18 protein-coding genes are annotated in these 18564 nt (G+C 63.7%); 8 read left to right on the forward strand and 10 right to left on the reverse strand.

From position 1 onward, the window contains the following. Position 1: 1 nt before the first annotated feature. Complete coding sequence (locus BT108_RS06805; protein ID WP_218184836.1) at positions 2–565, forward strand: RES family NAD+ phosphorylase; 564 nt, start codon at positions 2–4, stop codon at positions 563–565. 317 nt (positions 566–882) lie between these two features. Then, on the forward strand, positions 883–1866 hold the full coding sequence (locus BT108_RS06810) for a zinc-dependent alcohol dehydrogenase family protein (protein ID WP_072293789.1): 984 nt from the start codon (positions 883–885) through the stop codon (positions 1864–1866). A gap of 95 nt (positions 1867–1961) precedes the next feature. On the opposite strand, the gene BT108_RS06815 is transcribed toward BT108_RS06810, so the two are convergent. From BT108_RS06815 to BT108_RS06825, 3 genes are read right to left on the reverse strand one after another with little or no spacing between them, the layout of a single operon-like run. Further along, on the reverse strand, positions 1962–2378 hold the full coding sequence (locus BT108_RS06815; protein ID WP_072293790.1) for a VOC family protein: 417 nt from the start codon (positions 2376–2378) through the stop codon (positions 1962–1964). 31 nt (positions 2379–2409) lie between these two features. After that, a complete protein-coding gene (locus tag BT108_RS06820) occupies positions 2410–2916 on the reverse strand; it encodes an SRPBCC family protein (protein ID WP_072293791.1) in 507 nt (168 codons plus the stop codon). Next, positions 2913–3242, reverse strand: coding sequence for an ArsR/SmtB family transcription factor (locus tag BT108_RS06825; protein ID WP_072293792.1), 330 nt, complete (start codon positions 3240–3242; stop codon positions 2913–2915). Before BT108_RS06825 ends, BT108_RS06820 begins: the two co-directional genes overlap by 4 nt. Before the next feature lie 343 nt (positions 3243–3585). On the opposite strand from BT108_RS06825, the gene BT108_RS06830 reads away from it, so the two are divergent. Continuing rightward, positions 3586–4812, forward strand: coding sequence for a glycosyltransferase (locus BT108_RS06830; RefSeq protein ID WP_218184837.1), 1227 nt, complete (start codon positions 3586–3588; stop codon positions 4810–4812). A 110-nt stretch (positions 4813–4922) separates the two neighbouring features. Here BT108_RS06830 and BT108_RS06835 read toward each other — a convergent pair whose 3' ends face one another. Next, complete coding sequence (locus tag BT108_RS06835) at positions 4923–5402, reverse strand: VOC family protein (protein ID WP_072293794.1); 480 nt, start codon at positions 5400–5402, stop codon at positions 4923–4925. A gap of 279 nt (positions 5403–5681) precedes the next feature. Between BT108_RS06835 and BT108_RS06840 the strand changes: the two genes are divergently transcribed. The 5 genes from BT108_RS06840 to BT108_RS06860 all read left to right on the forward strand — a co-directional run bounded on the left by BT108_RS06840 (position 5682) and on the right by BT108_RS06860 (position 9420). Then, positions 5682–6467, forward strand: a complete 786-nt coding sequence (locus BT108_RS06840; RefSeq protein WP_072293861.1) for an META domain-containing protein — start codon at positions 5682–5684, stop codon at positions 6465–6467. 192 nt (positions 6468–6659) lie between these two features. Then, entirely contained in the window at positions 6660–6974 is a 315-nt protein-coding gene (locus BT108_RS06845; RefSeq protein WP_177257267.1) for an AbrB/MazE/SpoVT family DNA-binding domain-containing protein, read from the forward strand. Next, on the forward strand, positions 6971–7360 hold the full coding sequence (locus BT108_RS06850; protein WP_072293795.1) for a type II toxin-antitoxin system VapC family toxin: 390 nt from the start codon (positions 6971–6973) through the stop codon (positions 7358–7360). Before BT108_RS06845 ends, BT108_RS06850 begins: the two co-directional genes overlap by 4 nt. A 100-nt stretch (positions 7361–7460) precedes the next feature. Then, positions 7461–8897 (forward strand): exonuclease domain-containing protein, encoded by a 1437-nt coding sequence (locus BT108_RS06855; RefSeq protein ID WP_072293796.1) that lies wholly within the window; start codon positions 7461–7463, stop codon positions 8895–8897. Next, positions 8842–9420, forward strand: coding sequence for a LexA family protein (locus BT108_RS06860; protein WP_072293797.1), 579 nt, complete (start codon positions 8842–8844; stop codon positions 9418–9420). The genes BT108_RS06855 and BT108_RS06860 overlap by 56 nt, the downstream gene beginning before the upstream one ends. A gap of 452 nt (positions 9421–9872) precedes the next feature. Here BT108_RS06860 and BT108_RS06865 read toward each other — a convergent pair whose 3' ends face one another. From BT108_RS06865 to tal, 6 genes are all read right to left on the reverse strand, one after another. Beyond that, positions 9873–12032, reverse strand: a complete 2160-nt coding sequence (locus BT108_RS06865; protein ID WP_083566275.1) for a TonB-dependent receptor — start codon at positions 12030–12032, stop codon at positions 9873–9875. A 37-nt stretch (positions 12033–12069) separates the two neighbouring features. Then, entirely contained in the window at positions 12070–14319 is a 2250-nt protein-coding gene (locus BT108_RS06870; RefSeq protein ID WP_072293798.1) for a TonB-dependent receptor, read from the reverse strand. A 240-nt stretch (positions 14320–14559) separates the two neighbouring features. Beyond that, complete coding sequence (gene pgl / locus BT108_RS06875) at positions 14560–15222, reverse strand: 6-phosphogluconolactonase (RefSeq protein ID WP_177257268.1); 663 nt, start codon at positions 15220–15222, stop codon at positions 14560–14562. 120 nt (positions 15223–15342) lie between these two features. Then, positions 15343–15747: a DoxX family protein gene (locus tag BT108_RS06880; protein ID WP_072293800.1), complete on the reverse strand. Its 405-nt coding sequence runs from the start codon at positions 15745–15747 to the stop codon at positions 15343–15345. 99 nt (positions 15748–15846) lie between these two features. Then, the gene (gene gnd, locus BT108_RS06885; RefSeq protein WP_072293801.1) at positions 15847–16755 is read right to left on the reverse strand and encodes a phosphogluconate dehydrogenase (NAD(+)-dependent, decarboxylating); all 909 of its coding nucleotides are present in this window, start codon (positions 16753–16755) and stop codon (positions 15847–15849) included. 40 nt (positions 16756–16795) lie between these two features. Beyond that, on the reverse strand, positions 16796–17926 hold the full coding sequence (gene tal, locus BT108_RS06890) for a transaldolase (protein WP_072293802.1): 1131 nt from the start codon (positions 17924–17926) through the stop codon (positions 16796–16798). Positions 17927–18564: the final 638 nt, after the last annotated feature.

Consider the following 18564-nt stretch of genomic DNA (forward strand, 5'->3'; position numbering starts at 1 on the left):
TGTGGCGCAGACCGCAGCCACAACAGGAGCGGGCGACGCGCCACTGACGATCACGCTGAAAGAGAAAATGCTGATCGTCCGTATCCATTCTGCAACCGAAAATGCAGTCTTTTTCGGTCCGAAGCCCGGTTCAAAGCCAGGTAACAGATTCGATGCACCGAACGGCGAGTATCGGGTTCTCTATGCATCGAAACGGCTTGAGGGTGCTTTCGTTGAGACGGTGCTGCGGAGGCCCAAGGGACGCCTGCTGCGTTGGGAGTTTGTCAACCAGAAAGCCTGGTCACTCCTGAGACTGGAGCGTCCCATACGCCTGGCCAAACTCTACGATGAGGGCCTCCAGGCTTACGCGGTGGATGCAGGCGAACTGAGCACGGACGACTATGCGACATCGCGGGCGCTCGCCCGCGACATTCATCTCAAATTTCCAATGATAGAAGGCCTGGCCTATCGATCCCGCTATAATAACGGTGAGATCTGCTATGCTCTGTTTAATCGCGTCGTTACGTCCGATCTCACCCCGACAAGGTGTGAGCGATTCGATCGCAATGGTGATACTGTCGATTGATTGATGAATCTTTATCGCGCCTCCTACGACACCAGCCAATCCATTCCCCGAGATCCAGACTCTTGTCCTTAGCGATTTCCAGCGTTGAATACCGGCATTCTTCAATAACCGTCATGAACGTCGAGCTATCCTCCGGCCGGGTCTTGTGAGGGTCGTAAATCCGCATAGTGGCAATACCGTAACGACCCGCTGAAAAACTGCCCGGGTATCATTCCAGGGAGAGATGCGCGCGGGCATGGCGAAGAGCGCCCGGCGCGGACAGTGGCAGCTAGGCGTGCGCATGCTCCGGCGAGCGCGCGCATGCAGGAGGAGACGTCATGCATGCGATGGTGCTGAAAGCCCTGCGCGGCCCGCTGCAATGGACAGAACTGCCCGACCAGGCGCCGGGGCCGGGCCAGATACGGGTGCGCGTGGGCGCCTGCGGCGTCTGCCGCACCGACCTGCACGTGGTCGATGGCGAGCTGCCCGCGCCCCGCGTACCCATCGTGCCGGGCCACGAGATCATCGGCCGTGTCGATGCCTTCGGGCCCGGCGTGCAGGGCCTCGTTCCCGGCCAGCGCGTGGGCATCCCGTGGCTGGGGCACACCTGCGGCAGCTGCGCCTATTGCAGGATGCAGAGCGAGAACCTGTGCGACCGTCCGGGCTTCACCGGCTACACGCAGGATGGCGGCTACGCGACGGCGGCGGTGGCCGACGCCCGCTTCGCGTTCCCGCTCGGCGAGCAGGGCAGCGACGAGTCGCTTGCCCCTCTGCTGTGCGCGGGCCTGATCGGGTGGCGGGCATTGAGGATCGCGGGCGACGGGAAGCGCCTGGGCCTCTATGGCTTCGGCGCCGCCGCCCACATCCTCGCGCAGGTCGCGCAGCGGCAGGGCCGCTCGGTGTTCGCGTTCACGCGGCCGGGGGACCAGGGCACGCAGGATTTTGCCCGCAGCCTCGGTGCCGCCTGGGCAGGCGGCTCGGATGAGATGCCGCCCGGGCTGCTCGATGCCGCGATCATCTTCGCCCCCGTCGGCGGCCTGGTCCCGGTGGCGCTGAAAGCGGTGCGGAAGGGGGGGCGGGTGGTTTGCGCCGGCATCCACATGAGCGACATACCGGGCTTTCCCTACAGCATGCTCTGGGAAGAGCGCGCGCTGCTCTCGGTGGCGAACCTGACGCGCCAGGACGGCCTGGAGTTTCTCGCGCTGGCGCCGCGCATCGGCATCGTCACGAAAACCGTGCGCTACCCGCTGCGCCAGGCCAATGAGGCCCTGGCCGATCTGCGCGCGGGCCGCTTCGAAGGCGCCGCGGTGCTGGTACCGTGAACCCGGACCGGGCCGAGAGGCTTGCAGCCCGGGGCCACTGGCGGCCCGATACGCATCCAACCTCACGCCACATCGTGCGACGCTTCTTCAGGGCGTCATGGATTTTCCTGCGGGAGATTCAGCATCCAGGAAAAGCCGTACCTGTCCACCAGCATGCCGAATTTCCTGGCCCAGAACGTTTCAGCCAGCGGCATGATGACATTGCCGTTCTTGCCAAGCGCATCAAACAGCGCATCGATCTGTTCCACGCTTTCGCAATTCACGCTGAGCTGCACCTGATTGCCTGCCTCCGGGCCGCCCGTCGGATCGTCCGAGGCCATGAGAACCAGGTCATCGGAGGTCAGGCAGGCGTGCATGACCAGATGGGTATCCTGCAGCCCGGGCGGGCGCATGTCTTCCGGGAGATCCGCGAAAGTTCTGATCTCCAGCGTCCCGCCGAAACAGGATTGGTAGAACGCCATCGCCTCCTGCGCGTTGTTCTTGAACATCAGATAGGGAGTGAGGGGTTTCATGCTCTTTTCCTTGTATGGGTTGTATGGGTTGTCATGCCGGCTTCTGCTGCAGCAGCTCTTCCAGTTGCGTGATGGTCGTTCCCCAGCCTTCGTGAAAGCCCATCGCCTCATGCGCCTGCCGCTGCTCGGGAGCGTTGTGCATCACGTGCGCCCGGTATCGGGTTCCCGCGGGGATCTGCTCCAGTTCCACGATGACGGTCATCGCGATGTGGGCGCATTCCTTTTCGTCGGCCGTTGCGGGCGCGGCAGGGCGGTAGTCGGCGACGAGCACGCTGGTCCAGACCAGCCGCTTCTCCACGACGACCTCCAGAAAACATGCCGTATCGGGATATTCCCTGCCGTCCGGATCGCGCATCACCGTATGGAACTCCCCGCCGGGGCGAAGATCGATGCGGCACTCCGACACGCCCCAGGGTTTGGGGCAGAACCACTGCCTGAGAAGGTCGGGCTCCGTCAGGCCGCGCCACACCAGGCCGACAGGCACGGCCAGCTCGCGTTCGATTGCAAGATCCAGCCGGGTATCGATAGAGATTGTCATCGTTTCCTTCCTTTTGGTTTGTCATGTTCCTTCAGGAGCAGCGCATCCAGTGCATCGAATCGCGCATTCCAGTGAGCGCGCATCTGATTCAGCCATTCCCAGGTCTCTTCGATGCCGCGGGCGTCGAGGGAATAGATGCGTTGCTGCGCCCGTTTCTCCACCAGGACCAGCCCCGTTTCCCGCAGTACCTTCAAGTGCTGGGAGACCGCGGGCGCACTGATGTCGAACTCGCTGCTGATGTCGGTGGAAGCCATTTTCCCGTTGGCCGCGATCAGCTCGATGATGCGGCGGCGGTTCGGTTCCGCAAGGGCCATGAACTTGTCCATGATCTCATTGTAAGCAATTCATTAATTAAGTCAATATTTAATCATCTGGCCATGCCAGGCGGGATGGACGTTTTCTCCGCCGCATACAGGGGATGATGCCATCCTTTCGCCCACGCGCACCATGCTCATCCCGGCGCGCTCGCGGACATCGCCGCGCGGCGCATCCTTCGCTCTTCCTTTCCCTGCTCGTTTCGCGGACGCGTTCGCCTCACGCGAGGAACTCGTGTAGTCTCGACACGTCCTGCATGTGAGTTCCTGATGGAATCTCCCGGGCAAGGCACGCTCCCTGGCTTCGCCTTGGGCGTCTCTTCCGAATATTCCGTGTCCGGCTGATATGAGACTGGTGGCTTTGACGTACGGAACCGAGGGCGATACGCGGCCGATTGCCGTGCTGTGCCGCGCCTTGATGGACGCCGGGCACGCCGTGGAATTGTTCGCCGATGTGGGCACGCTGAAGAGCGCCCAGCGCCTGGGGGTTCCGCATGCCGCGCTGAGCGGGAACGTGAAGGAGGATCTCAAGGTCCTGGTTTCCGAAGGGAAGGGGGTGAATGCCACGGTCGCCGGCCTGGCGCGCATCGCCAATGCCCAGGCGCAAAGCTGGATGCAGCAGACTGCCGAAGCGGCGTCGGATTGCGATGGCATCGTCGTGTCCGGCCTGGCGGCATTCGTGGGCCTGTCGGTCGCCGAACGCTTCCGGATTCCCCTGATCGGCGCGGGCATGATTCCGATTTCACCGACGCGGGCATTTGCGTCGCCTTTCCTGCCTCCCGGCAAACTGCCGGCGATATTGAATCGGCCGAGCCATCACCTGGTCAACTGGATGCTGTGGCTTTCATTCAGAAAGGCAACCAACCACGCCCGAAAGCGTGTGCTGAACCTGGGGCCGCGCCACGGTTTATGGACGGGGCACCCGATGCTGTACGGGGTTTCCCCTGAACTGCTGCCCGCGCCGCGCGATTGGCCCGCGAACGCGGCATTGTGCGGCCAATGGCTGGAGCCTGCCGATTCCTGGCATCCTCCCCCCGAACTCCAGGCGTTCCTGGAGGCGGGTGAGCCGCCCGTCTACCTGGGGTTCGGCAGCATGGTCGGATTTGATCGGGAGACCCTCTGGTGCGACCTCGCCCGCGCCCTGGCAGGGCGGCGCGTCCTGGTCAATCCCGGCTGGGCCGGGCTGCCTGTCGGGCCGCTGCCCGACGGCTTTCTTGTTATCGGGGACACGCCCCATGCCTGGCTGTTCCCGCGCACGTCGCTGGCCATACACCATGGCGGGAGCGGAACGGCCCACTCGGCATGCCGTGCGGGAGTCCCCTCCATCGTTCTGCCCTTCGCGGGGGATCAGTTCTTCTGGAGCCATCAGCTCCATCGCCTGGGGGTCGCCGGCCCGGCACTTTCGGCCGGGAACCTGAGCCTGGAGGAAATGCAGCGCGCGCTCCGGTTCGCCGGCTCCAGGGAAGCCAGGCACAGGGCCGCGATGCTGGGAAGGAGGATGTCGCGCGAAAACGGGACGGCAGTGGCGGTCGCGAAGATGGAAGCGATGCTGGCCGGACGGGGAGGCGAACAGGAGGGCTAGACGGCACCGCATGCCGGCACGGCATTCGATCCGGGCCCGGTCGGCCCGGCCGGATTTACAAGGGCATGCGGGAAACGGTGCCACTTGCGCAGCGGCGCAGCCGCAGATCCTCAGCCGCGCCGCGCCGCCACGATCGCGGCGACATCGATCTTCTTCATCTTCAGCATGGCCTCGAACGCCCGCTTTGCCTCAGCGCCGCCGCTGGCCATCGCCTCGGTCAGCACGCGCGGCGTGATCTGCCAGGACACCCCCCACTTGTCCTTGCACCAGCCGCACTCGCTTTCCCGGCCGCCATTGCCGACGATGGCGTTCCAGTAACGGTCGGTCTCTTCCTGATCCTCTGTGGCGATCTGGAACGAAAAGGCCTCGCTGTGCCTGAACGCGGGCCCGCCGTTTAGGCCGAGGCAGGGGATGCCCAGTACCGTGAATTCGACCGTCAGTACGTCGCCTTCCTTGCCGGATGGATAGTCGCTAGGGGCCCGGTATACGGCCTTCACGCTGCTGTCGGGAAAAGTCTCGGCATAGAAGCGGGCGGCGTCCTCGGCATCCTTGTCGTACCATAGACAGATCGTGTTCCTGGGAATGGCCATTGCGGGTCCTCGCGTTCTCGTTGTTCGTTGCCGAAGCGATCGGGGTTCGGCTTCCCTCGCCCGCGGGGCGGCTCGCGGCCGAGCCCCGACGATGCATGGCGGCCCGGATACGTTCATGCCATACTCGGCGCGTGGCGCCGGCTGGCGGCATCCGTTCCCATTGTACGCAAAGCCGGAAGAAGAAGTACGCTCTATGCTTGAATTCCTGCCGGAATTTCATGCATGGACCATCCGGCCGGCACGCCGCGTTCACGCCCCGCATTGAAGAAAGGAGGCCCCATGAAGATGCATCCGGTTTTCATCATGATCGCAGTGGCAGCGCTGGCCGCCGGCGGCTGCGCGGCGCCCTTCAGTAACCCTGGCACCCGGGACGCCGCCCATCCCGATCCGGAGCACAATGCGCGCAGTTCGCTCGACTGGGCCGGCGCCTATCGCGGCGTGCTGCCTTGCGCCGATTGCGCCGGCATCGAGACCGCGCTCCTTCTGACCCCTGAGGGCACCTACAGCGCGTGGTCAAGATATCGCGGCAAGAGCGACGAGGTGTTCCTGGAGCAGGGCAGTTTCACCTGGAATGAGGCGGGCAGCACCATCACGCTCGCAGGCCGGCAGCCCGTGCGCTATTTCGTGGGCGAGAATCGGCTGACCCGGCTTGCGCTCGATGGCTCCCGCATCACCGGGGCGCTTGCGGAGCACCATATACTGGCCAGGCTTCCCGACGGCATCACCGGGAAACACTGGAGGCTGGTTGAACTGAACGGCCGGCCCGTGCCGGCGCTGCGGCGCGAGCCGTACCTGATCCTCCAGGTCACGGACGGGCGTGTAAACGGCTTCGGCGGCTGCAACACCTTTACCGGCGCGTACAAGCTCGACGAGGCCGCCTCGCGCGTCGGCTTCGACCGGCTTGCCTCCACCCTGATGGCATGCCCGTCGGGCATGGACGTGGAACGGGCTTTCCACGACGTTCTGCGCACCGTGGACAACTATTCGCTCAGTGACGGCCACCTCACGCTGAATCGTGCCCGCATGGCGCCGCTGGGGCGTTTCGAGGCGGTATATCTGCCCTGATGGCGTGCATTACGCTGCACGCGAACAAGGGTGAGGCTCGCTGCATTTTCCACGACCCTGGCGTCGGGCATGGACTCAAGATCAGACAATCCTGGATTGCCAGCCATGAACCTAATTCATGGCCTGATATTGAGAATTGTCCCATAATCAACGCATGGATCAATCCATGCATGGGTCTGGATGGAGGGCGATATGGAGGTTTCACGCAAGCAGGCAATCATGGATGCGGTATCGCACGGATCGAGCGTGCGCGGGCATGTCAGCGAAACCGGACGTCTGAGTCTGCCAGCCGAGTTGCGACGCGCGGTTGGCCTCGAGCGGGGCGGTCCGGTTCGCATCGAGGTCGTCGATGGCGCGATCAGGATCAGGACGATGAAAGAGGTCAGGGAGCGCATCCGGGCATTGGCGCGGGAGAGCGGCCTTGCCGACAAGGCGAGTGTCGCCGACTTCCTCGGCTGGCGCGCGGCCGAGCGCATCGATGAGACGGAAAAGGCGCGCAGACGTTGAGCACGATTGTCATCGACGCATCGGCGATTCTTGCCGCCATTCTGGGTGAAGCGGGGGGTGACGCCGTGTTCGACCTGCTCGATGAAGCGATTGTCGACACCGTCAATGTCGCAGAGGTCTATACCTATGCGGTACTCAACGAATTGCCGACTGAAGCGATCGATGCCTTCTTTGCCGACACCGGGATCGCGGTCGTTTCGTTTGACCCGGTCCAGGCGGTCACTGCTGGCCAGCTTGCGAGCATCACGCGCAAGGCGGGGCTCTCTCTTGGCGATCGTTCCTGCCTCGCGCTGGCAAAGCTGCGGCATGCCGGTGTGCTGTCCGCCAATCGACTTTGGCAGCGGGTGGCAGGCACGACAGGGTTGACCATCACGTTGCTGCGCTGACCCACGCCGCCGGGAGAAGCACGGCGGGGCCGATTGGGGCCTATTCCATCAACCGCTTTTTTGTTGTACGATCGTTCAATTGCGAACGTGAGTACAGCCCATGCTGCCTCCCTACGTCGTCCTCGACCTGGAAACCACGGGCGGGAGCCCCACCACCGACCGCATCATCGAGATCGCCCTCATCCGCTTCGAGGAGGGTGTCGAAACCGGCCGCTGGCAGACCCTGGTCAATCCGGGCGTCAGCATCTCCCCCTTCATCTCGCGCCTGACCGGCATCACCGATGCGATGGTGCGGGATGCGCCCATGTTCGAGGAGATCGCCGCCACGCTCTATTCCTTTCTGGAGGGCGCCGTGCTGGCCGCCCACAATGCCCGGTTCGACCACGGCTTCCTGAAGTGCGAGTATCGCCGCCTCGGCGCCACCCTGCGCCAGCGCGTGATGTGCACGGTGAAGCTCTCGCGCCGGCTCTACCCCGAGCACCGCAGCCACAGCCTTGATGCCATCATGGCCCGCCACGGGCTGAGCGCGATGGCGCGCCATCGCGCCATGGGCGACGTGGAGCTGGTGGTGGATTACCTGGCGCATGCCCGGCGCGAGCTGGGCGAGGCCCGCGTCCTCGCGGCCGTGAATGATCTGTTGCGCGGCCCGGCCCTTCCTGCCGGCCTCGACGCCGGCTTCCTGGACGAGATTCCGGAGGGCCCCGGCGTCTACCTGTTCTACGGCGACAACGATCTGCCGCTCTACATCGGCAAGAGCGTGGCGCTGCGCTCGCGGGTACTGTCCCATTTCAGCGGCGATCACGCTTGCAGCAAGGACATGCGCATCGGGCAGGAAATCCGGCGGGTGGAGTGGATCGAGACCGCCGGCGAGCTGGGCGCCCTGCTGCTGGAATCCCGGCTGATCAAGGAACTGCAGCCGATCCACAACCGGCGCCTGCGCCGCACCCGCTCCCTGTTCTCGCTGCGCCTGGCGGATCGGCCCGGGCGCAGCCCGCTGATCGCCCTTGTGGCGGAGGAGGACATCCAGCCCGATGTGTTCGATCATCTGCATGGCCTTTTCCACACCAAGGCCAAGGCCGTCGAAACCCTGCGCGAGATCGTCCGGGCGCACCGGCTATGCCCCAGGATCGTCGGCCTGGAATCGGGCAGGGGGCCCTGCTTCGCGTACCAGATCAAGCGCTGCGCCGGCGCGTGCGCGGGAAAGGAGCCGCTCGAGCGGCACTACCTGCGCCTCGAGATGGCGCTCGTGCCCTACCGCCTGCAAGGCTGGCCCTACCCCGGCCGCATCGGCATACGCGAGCACGACGAGACATCCGGCCGCACGCAGGTCCACCTGATCGATCACTGGTGCCACGTGGGCACGGCCGGGAGCGAGCGCGAGCTCCATGACGAACTGGAGACGCATACGCTGAAATTCGACCTGGACACCTACAAGCTCCTGCAGAAGCACCTGAAGAAACATCCTGACGTCATCCCATGTCATGTCCAGAGACCTCCACTACCTGAAGCAGCTGCAGGACTATTACGCTCGGCATAAGGCGCTGCCCTCCTTCAGCGCCATCGCGGCAATGCTGGGATTCGGCTCCAAGAATTCCGTGGCCGCGCTGGCGTCGCGCCTGCAGTCTCTGGGATACCTGGAGCGAACCCCGGATCATCGGCTCAAGCCCGGCCGGCGCTTCTTCGAGCGCACGCTGGCGGACAGCAGCGTGCAGGCGGGCGCCCCCACGGCCGCGCTGGAGGAGAAGACGGACGTATTGACCATCGACGATTTCCTGATAGACCGGCCCTCGCAGACGGTGCTGGTAAGGGTCAAGGGGGATTCGATGAAGGATGCGGGCATCCTGGCGGGGGACATCGTGGTGGTCGAAAAAAGATCCACGGCAAATCCGGGCGAAATCGTCGTGGCGATGGTGGGGGCGGAATTCACCCTGAAGACCCTGGGACGGGAGGATGGCCGCTACACCCTGATCCCGGCCAATGCGGCCTATCCCGTCCTCAGGCCCACGGAAAATTTCGAGATATTCGGCGTGGTGGTCGGCCAGTTCAGGAAATATGGTTAATCCTGGCGCAGATGGACGTCACTGCGGAAAAAAAGGTTCGTCGAAGATAACCGGGGCAAGCGGCATGGATTTTCAGGAAGCTTTCCGGTGATGGGTCGCTGCGGGGGCTGAAGTGAAATTGTAGGGTGGGTGGAGCGCAGCGCAACCCACCGGAATCATGGAATCGATGGGTCAATATGGTTCATCCGATGATGGGTAGCTACGGGGACTTTTCACAGGTTTTGATGGGTTGCGCGTTGCTCCACCCATCCTACCCCTGGTTCGCTCCACGCTATTCCGCGATGAACCGAAAGAATCCTTCGGATTCAAGGAGATGATGGGTTACGCTGCGCTCCACCCATCCCACCCCTACTCCACGCTATTCCGCAATGAACCAAAAAAAAGCCTCCCGATTCAGGAGGCTCAGACCGAGGACCGGTGGTGGACTTGTTTTGGCTGGAATTTCGACGAGTTCAGAAATTGGCGATGAAGCTGACCCGGAAAGAGCGGCTTTCGATGGGATGGAAATGCCTGTCGTCAACACCGCCTGTGGGTTCGCCCGGCAGCCTGGAGGTATAGAAGTAGTCGATCGCATGAGCATGCGTGTTGAGTAAATTGAATCCTTGCAGGATGACCCGGGCTTTCTTACCTATTTTTACGCCTATCTGGCCATTGAAGGTCATGGTGGGATTCGACTGGACACTGTTGTCTTCCGTCAAAGGACGCTTTCCAAAATAGCGGAACTGCAGGCTGCCGAAGAAGGGGCCGATGTTGTCGAGCGCAACCGTCGCCTTGCCCACGCCCTGGATTGCACCCGGAATGTGATTGCCTGCGGGATCCTGGCCCGTGAAACGTGCCTTTGCCAGAGCATAATCCAGATCCACCATCAGCCAATCGTTCGGCATGTAGAAGGCCGAGACCTCGACTCCCTCGCGTTTGCTGGGACGACTGGGCTCGGTGGTGCCGGCATCGCCAACGAACAGCAACTCCGAGGCCATGTCCAGCCGGAAAAAAGCCAGAGAGGCCTGCAGTCCCGGCAGGATCGCGGTGCGCAGTCCGAATTCATATCCGGTGGAGCGGACGAGCGGATTGACCGGAGTGACCGCCGTCCCTGATTTCGGGTCTATCGTCGTGGTGGTGCCGCGCGCATCGTTGCTATGGAAGCCGCTCCCATAGTTGAAGTAATACTCCGTCTTGGCCCATGGGCCGAAGATCAGGCTGAGCTTGGGGTTGGTGATGCTGTCGTACTGCTGCCCAGAATTGGCGCCGATGTTGCTTTTGACATCGAACCAGTAGTAGTCGCTGCGCACGCCCGCCACGCTGCGGAATTTTTCCAGCCACTGCACGCTGTTCTGATAATAGATGCCTATGCTGTTTTCAACCACATGATCCCTGCGGGTGACCGACAGCGCCTGCCGCTGTCGGGTATTCAGCAGGCCGTTGTCGATGACATCGTTCTGAAACTGGACGCCTACGGTATTCTCGAGCGCGAAACCGGCAAAATTGTTCACCCAGGCATGACTCAGGTTCAGGGCGGACTGGAAGCGCTTGTCGATCTGGGAAAACTGGTCGCCATTGACAGGGTCGTCGAGGAAATAGGTGAAATTCGAAAACAATGCCATGTTGTTGTGAACCGTATAAAGATTCACCTTGGTAATGCCGTAATCCCCGTGGTGCTGCAAGGCCCCCGACAGGCTGAAACGGTGGGATTCGCCGCCATCGCTGGGATCGATGGCCCCCAGCCGTGAGATGAGGCCATTCAGGACGGCACGCTCGGGAATCTGGTCGGTGGAGTTCCAGTTCGCGCCGTATCCCATGGCGGTTATATTGAACCGGGGACTGCCGGTATCTTGGCTGTAGCGCAGCACGGCATTGAATTTCTTGTAGTTTTCCTTGGTGACCCATGGACCGTCCTTCTTGTTCAGTTCGACGGCATAAAGCACCGTTCCGGCGCCCACATCATGGGAATTCGCGACCAGGCCGCGCATGAATCCCTGGTTGCCTACCCCATAGCTGGCAATTCCTGTCGGCAATTTGTTGACATAGCCGATATTGAGGGCGCCCGCCGAGGAGAAGTCGCCCTGGTCCGCGTAGTAGGGACCCTTCTGGTACTGGAGGCCGGCGGCAAGTTCCGGGATCATGAAATTGAGATCGGCGTAACCTTGCCCATGCCCATGGCTGCGCTGATTGACCAGCATGCCATCCACCGATATCCGCAGATCGGTGCCGTGATCGAGATTGAAGCCGCGAGCGAAATACTGGTTCGCCTTCCCTTCCCCGCTGTGTTGAGTGACGATCAGTCCCGGTACCGTCTCCAATAGCTCTCCCGGCCGGTAGACGGTGCGCTGGTCGAGCTGTTTCTTCAGTACCGTGCCTTCATTGGCGGAATTCGCGGTCCCGATGAGGTCGTTGCTCTTGGCCGTCACCACTACTTCCTGCAGGGTGGGCACCCCCGCGGCGCGGGGGTGGGATGGCCAGCCGGTGGCCAACGCAGCCAGCAGGGCCGCCGTGAAGGCTGGGGTGCCCGGAGATCGATGCCTGCGGTGCAGAAGCCCATGGGCAGGACGACAGTGCGAATGAGGGCCGTCCCATGGGGGTGAATCCGCCAGGAATCGTTTTAGGAGATGGATCATCGTTCCGTGTGGCCCGTGTGGCCTCTTCTGCAGAATTTCAGAACTTGAATGAGATGCCCCCCAGTACCGTCAGTGGGGCGGCGGGGTTGTAGGTGCGGACTCCGCTGGTGATCCCCGCCGACGAGGCGTAGCGGTGGTCGGTGAGGTTGAGTATCTGCACGAAGTAGCGTTGCCGGATGCTCCAGGGCTGGGCCTTGGGTTCGTAGCTCGCGATCAGGTCCACCGTCTCGTAGCCGTCGTAGAATGCCTGGGGCTGGGTGGCGGTGGGCAGGTTGATCGCGTAGCGGCCGAAGATGCGCCCGATGGCGGTGACCGTCAGGCCTTCCATGGGACGCACTGTGCCGGTGAAGGTCGCCATCAGCTTCGGCACGCCGGTGACGTCCGCCCCGATCAGGTGGGGCTGCAGCGATTCGGTGATGCGCGAGTTGAAGTGGGCGATTGCCGCGGTGGCCTCGAACCAGTCCGCCGGCATGAAGCGGACTTCCGCCTCGGTGCCGATGCGCTTGGTCCTGCCGACGTTGACGTAGTTCAGCAGGGCGGGATTGGGCAGCGCTACCTCGTCTTTGCTCTCGATCTGGTAGTGGGCCACGTCGAACATCCACATCTTTCCGGGGGTCAGCGTGAATCCCAGTTCCATCTGCCTGAAGGTGGTGGGCTTGACGTTGACGCCGGGCGTGTACTTCGCCGCGTCGCTCGGCAGGGCGAACCCCTCCGACAGGCTGAGGCGCGCCTCCAGCAGCTTGGGCCAGAGCGTGGAGCGGAAGCCGAATTTCGGGGTGGTGATGTCGAAGTTCTGCATCTCGCCGCATTCGGCGCTGGCGCCGGTGCGGGTCTCGAGCCCGCGCCGCTTGCACCAGCCATCGATGAGATCCTTGCGGATGCCGAAGGAGGGCCGGAAGTAGGGGCTGAGCGCCCATTCCGTCTGCGCGAACATGGAGACGTAGTTGGTCTTGAGCAGGCGGTTGAGGGTGCCGCTGCCGCCGTTGACGCCGCCGGTGACGGTGTTGGCGGTCCACTGGCCGTTGTTGAGGGCGTCGGCGTACTTGTACAGCGTGCTCTCCTCGTAGCGCTCCGCGCCCAGCGTCCAGGTGAGGGGCCGCTTCAGGATGTCGTGCCGGCCGTTGATGCTGGCCCCGAAGCCGATCACGTCGCGGTCGTACTCCTCCTGGCGCTGCTGCCAGGTGGTGGCGTTGGTCAGCCGGGTGAAGGAACGGCGGAACGTCTGCGTGGTGGCGTAGCCGAACAGCACGGCCTTGATGTTCGGCGTGATCTCGTGGGACAGGTCGCCGCGCAGGGTGTAGAGATCCTTGTCGGTGCTGTCGTTCATGACGTTGGGATCCCTGGCGTAGAAGGCCTTCTGGCTGTGGCGGTTGTCATATTGCGCCTGCGTCACCACCGACGCCGTCTTCGCCTCGCCCGCGTGCGCCCGGCCGGCGATGGTGAAGCGCGTCTTGTCGGTGATGTTGTAGCCGAGGCTGAGCGATCCGGTGTGGCGCTGGTTGTCGGTGCCGGGGCGGAAGCCGTCGCTGCGGAAGCTCTGTACCGCTGCGTTGATGTCCACGCCGTAGAGGTTGCCGCCCGCAGCGGCCTGTACGTCGACGGTGCCGAACGAGCCGCCGCGCACGTCCAGCTCGGCGTACTTGCCGGATCGGCGTGTCTCCAGCATGACCACGCCGGCGCGGTTGAAATTTCCGTAGAGGGCGGAGACCGGCCCCTTGAAGATGCGCATGGCGTTGATCTCGAGCGGTATGATGACGCCCATGTCGGCGTAGCCGTCGGCGTGGCTGGAGGCCTCGTTCAGCGGAATGCCGTCGACCACGAAGCCGATGTCGCCCCCATGGCCTCCCCCGGAGAAGCCGCGCAGGTTGGTGGAACTGGCGACGCTGCCGTAGCCGAGATGGCGCACCTCCATGCCGGCGGTCTCGCGGAACAGGTTCTCCAGGTTGGAGACCTGCCGCTCGGCGATGAAGTCCTTGTCGAACACGTGCACCGTGAAGGGCTGGTCCTTGCTGACCGTGAGCGATTGTCCCTTGATGACGAGAGGCTCGAGCCGGACGACGTTCTCGCGGGTGAAGGCGTCGTTGACTGCGACCTGGACGGGAGCGGAGCCTGCCGAGGCTGCCTCGGGCGCCTGCGATGCCTGTGTTTCCCCTGTTTTCCGTACGGCTTTCTTCTTGCCGTCTGCAGTGGCGGCTTCGGCCGGCGGGGATTCCTGCGCCTGCACCGGCAGGGCGGGCAGGAGCAGGGACGCCAGCGCGCATACCTGCAGGGGTAGCCTCATCATCATGGATCCTCCTTGTTGTGATCCGGCCTCGGAGGGCCGGTTTTTATTCGGTATTATTTTTTATTCATACTTATGAACTCTAGCAGGTATGGAGGACGTGTCTGTCAAGGAATGGACACGGATGATGTAGGAAGGATGCGAAACGAATGTAGGGTAATGCCTACAGCGGGGTGGCGCGGGCGGGCGCGCAAGGGGCGGGGTTTGGAAACCGGGCGGCTGCGCGCCGGTTCGCCGGGCGGAGAATCAGGACAGCAGCGCCGACTCCACCAGGATGTCCACGCCGTTCTCCGGCATGATGGCGCGGGCGGGGATCGCATCGCCGGCACGCCAGCGCTGGACGGCGTTGCGCTTGGATTCGCCGCTGACCAGGAATATCGTCTGCAGAGAGCGGCTGAGCCTGATTGCACTGAGCGACACGCGCTGCGCAGGGGGCTTGGGGGCGTTCAGCACGGCGAGCGCGTCGGGAGAATCGGCCTCGGTTCCCCATTCCTGCCCGGGAAACAGGCTGGCGGTATGGCCGTCCTCACCGAGCCCGAGGAGCGTCAGGTCGAACATCCCGATCGATTTCAGCGTCTGGGCGTACTCGCAGGCTGCCAGGTCCGCGCCGAGCTCTCCCGGGATGGTGTAGAGATGGTCGGCGGGAATGTCGACGTAGTCGAGCCAGGCTTCTCCGGCCATGACCGAGTTGCGCCTGGGATCGGTGGAAGACAGGCAGCGCTCGTCGCTGAAGTAGACATGCCAGGCCGGCCAGTCGGTGTGCGCGCTGCGCAGCTGCCTGTAGATGGCGCGGGGCGTGTCGCCCCCGGCGAGCACCAGGTGGAATTTCCCGCGGGCGCGGATCGCCGACTCGGCTGCTTCCAGTATCATGCGCAGGGCGGTTTCCTGGAGTTGCGCCAGATTCGGCATGATATGCCATCTGGATTCATGGGAATCGAGGGGATCGGATGAGGGCGGTGGCTTTGCGCGCATGGAGCTGTCCTGCGTTGCTGGATGAAAATCGCCCTGCAGACGGGGCGGGCGCCGGAATCAATCCGGCCTGACCGCTATTCTACCGCTACCGAGGAACAATAGGGCGAGGCCGCCGAACAGATAGAAGGCCTGCAGTTCGAGGGACCAGCCGCCGTGATCGGTCAGGGATGTCAGTTGGGCGCGGTGCGCGAGCACCACCGCGAACAGCATGTTGCCCACGACCAGCAAGCCGCCCAGGCGCGAGTAGATGCCGAGAATGATCATGAGCGGGGCGAGCACTTCACCCGCGTACACGCCATAGGCCAGGGCCGCGGGCAGGTCGATTCCGGCAAGCTGCTTGCCGATGTACTCGAGCGATCCCGGATGGCGTACCTTGGACACGCCGTGGAGCAGCAGCAGGATGCCCACGGTCAGGCGCAGGATCAGCTTGCCCAGGGCGTCGCTGCGAATCGGGCTGCGCATCGGTTGCCTCCATGTCGGGTCGGGGGTGGACGGCCAGGCGGTTCCGGGCCGGGCGGGAGAAGTCATTCGGCCCGGCCGTCGCGGGGCCCGGCCGGAAGCTCATTCCGTTTTCTTGATCGCGTGTCCCCCGAACTGGTTGCGCAGCGCCGACAACAGCTTGTTCGAGAAGGCGTCGGCGTCGCGTGACTGCAGGCGCTGCAGCAGCGCCAGCGTGATGACCGGCGCGGCGACGTCGAGATCGATCGCCTCGGCGACGGTCCAGCGTCCTTCGCCGGAGTCCGCCACGTAGGGCGCGATGCCTTCGAGATGGGGATTCTCCGCCAGGGCCGCCGCGGCCAGGTCGAGCAGCCAGGACTGCACCACGCTGCCGTAGCGCCAGATCTCCGCGATCTGGTGCAGATCCAGTGCGAACGCCTGCTTGCCGCGCAGGATCGCGAATCCCTCCCCGTATGCCTGCATCATCCCGTATTCGATGCCGTTGTGGATCATCTTGGTGAAGTGCCCGGCTCCGCTCGGGCCGACCCGGCCCCAGCCCCTGTCCGGGGCGGGCGCCAGCGTCTCGAGGATGGGGCGCAGTTTCTCGATCGTGCGTTCGTCTCCTCCCGCCATCAGGCTGTAGCCGTTCTGCAGGCCCCATACGCCGCCGCTGGTGCCGACGTCGACAAAGCCGATGCCGTCCGCCGCCAGCCGCTCCCCGCGCCGCTGCGTGTCCTGGTAGTTCGAATTGCCGCCTTCGACCAGGATGTCGCCCGGGGCGAGCAGGGGTTGCAGCGCGGCGATCGTCTCGTCCACCGGCGCGCCTGCCGGCACCATCAGCCATATCGCGCGGGGCGCGGGCAGTGCGGAGACCAGCGCGTCGAACGTCGTTACCGGCACGATCCCCCTCTGCTCGATGTCCCCGAGCGCATCCGGATTGCGGACGTGGCCCACCACCCGGTGGCCGCCGCGCACCAGCCGCTGGGCCATGTTGCCGCCCATGCGGCCCAGGCCGATCATTCCAAGTTCCATCATTTCTCCTTTTGCTGTACAGGGATGGGCATGCGGCCGGTCATGGCGCCGCGTGTTCGGCGGCGAGCTCCTGCCGCCGGGATTCCAGCGCGGTGAGCAGCTTGTCGTAGGCGGTGACAAAGGCCTGCACGCCGTCCTTCTGCAGGGTGTCGGTGACGGCATCGAGGTCGATGCCCAGTTCCGCCAGCCGCGCGATGTCCGCTTCCGCCTGTTCGACATCCTCCGTCAGCGTCACCCGCGCCTGCCCGTGGTCGCGGAAGGCATCGATGGTGGCGGGGGGCAGGGTGTTCACCGTGTCGGGGCCGATCAGCTGCTCCACGTACAGTACATCGGAATAAGCCGGATTCTTGGTGCCGGTGCTCCCCCACAGCGGGCGCTGCACGCGCGCGCCCTTGTCGCGGAAGGCGGCGAACGGCCCGCCGTGGAAGATTTCGCGAAAGCTGCGGTAGGCGAGCTTGGCGTTGGCGATGGCGATTTTTCCGCGCAGGGCGAGGGCCGCGGGCGAGCCGTTCCTTTCCAGGAGCGGATCGACGGCGCTGTCCACGCGGCTGACGAAGAACGACGCGACGGAGACCGGCCAGGCCGGCTGCCCTTCCGCCGATACCGTGGCCCAGCCGGTGAGGCCGCGGATATAGGCCTGGGCTACGTCGCGGTAGTGCCGTTGCGAGAACATGAGCGTCACGTTCACGTTGATACCCGCGGCGGTCGCCAGCGCGATGGCGGGGATGCCCGCCGGCGTGGCCGGAATCTTGATCATCAGGTTCGGGCGCTGCACCGCCTGCCACAGCCGCTTTGCCTCCGTCACGGTGGCGTCGGTGTCGGCGGCGAGATGGGGCGAGACCTCGAGGCTGATGTAGCCGTCGCCGCCCCGGGTTTCATCGTAGGTGGGACGGAGGATATCGGCAGCCCGGCGAATGTCGGCGATCGCCAGCTCCTCGAACAGGTCCTGGCTGGTGTACGGCTTGTCGGCCCGCAGCAGTTCCGCCAGCGCGTTGTCGTAGCTGCGGCCATGATTGATGGCCTGTTCGAAGATGGCGGGATTGCTGGTCACGCCGCGCAGGCCGTCTTCGGTGACCAGGCGTTGCAGTGTTCCGCTGCCGATGAGATCGCGACTGATCGCGTCGAGCCAGATGGACTGGCCATGCCGCAGTATTTGCAGTAGAGGATTCATGTGTGCCGGACTCCTTTGATTGTACTCAGTTGTACTCAGCGTGACCGGCGGTTGCCGCCGGAATGGATCTCATTCCGCCATCCTATCACGACGGATGGCCGAACGGACGGTGGCGGCCGTGAACGGGAGCGGGCCGCCAGAACGACATAATTTTTAAGACAATGAAACAGCCCGATCATTCCCGAGAAATTTGGTTCATCGCGGAATCGCGTGGAGCAGCGGTAGCGGTAGGATGGGTGGAGCGCAGCGCAACCCATCATCTCTTTGTCTTTCGCCGTCGATCAAACGTAGTCGATCAAATATACGATGGATGGAGCAACGCGCAACCCATCATCTTTTTTCGTTTCGTCCTTGGCCCGTTGATTTCATGAATCCGGTGGGTTGCGCTGCGCTCCACCCACCCTACAAATTCATGGTTTGAATGCTCTGCTTTTCCCGTAGGATGGGTGGAGCGCAGCGTAACCCATCATTCCCCGCGGAAGGCGACGGCGGGTTGCATCCCGTTTCCTCCGTCCTGCGTGTCCGAAAATCGGCGCCGCTTTTCCCCGAAGCAGCGGTAGGATGGGTGGAGCGGAGCGCAACCCATCATCTCTTTGTCTCTCGCCGTCGATCAAATATACGATGGATGGAGCAATGCG

Source organism: Nitrosovibrio sp. Nv17 (assembly GCF_900119085.1).
Taxonomy (GTDB): Bacteria; Pseudomonadota; Gammaproteobacteria; order Burkholderiales; family Nitrosomonadaceae; genus Nitrosospira.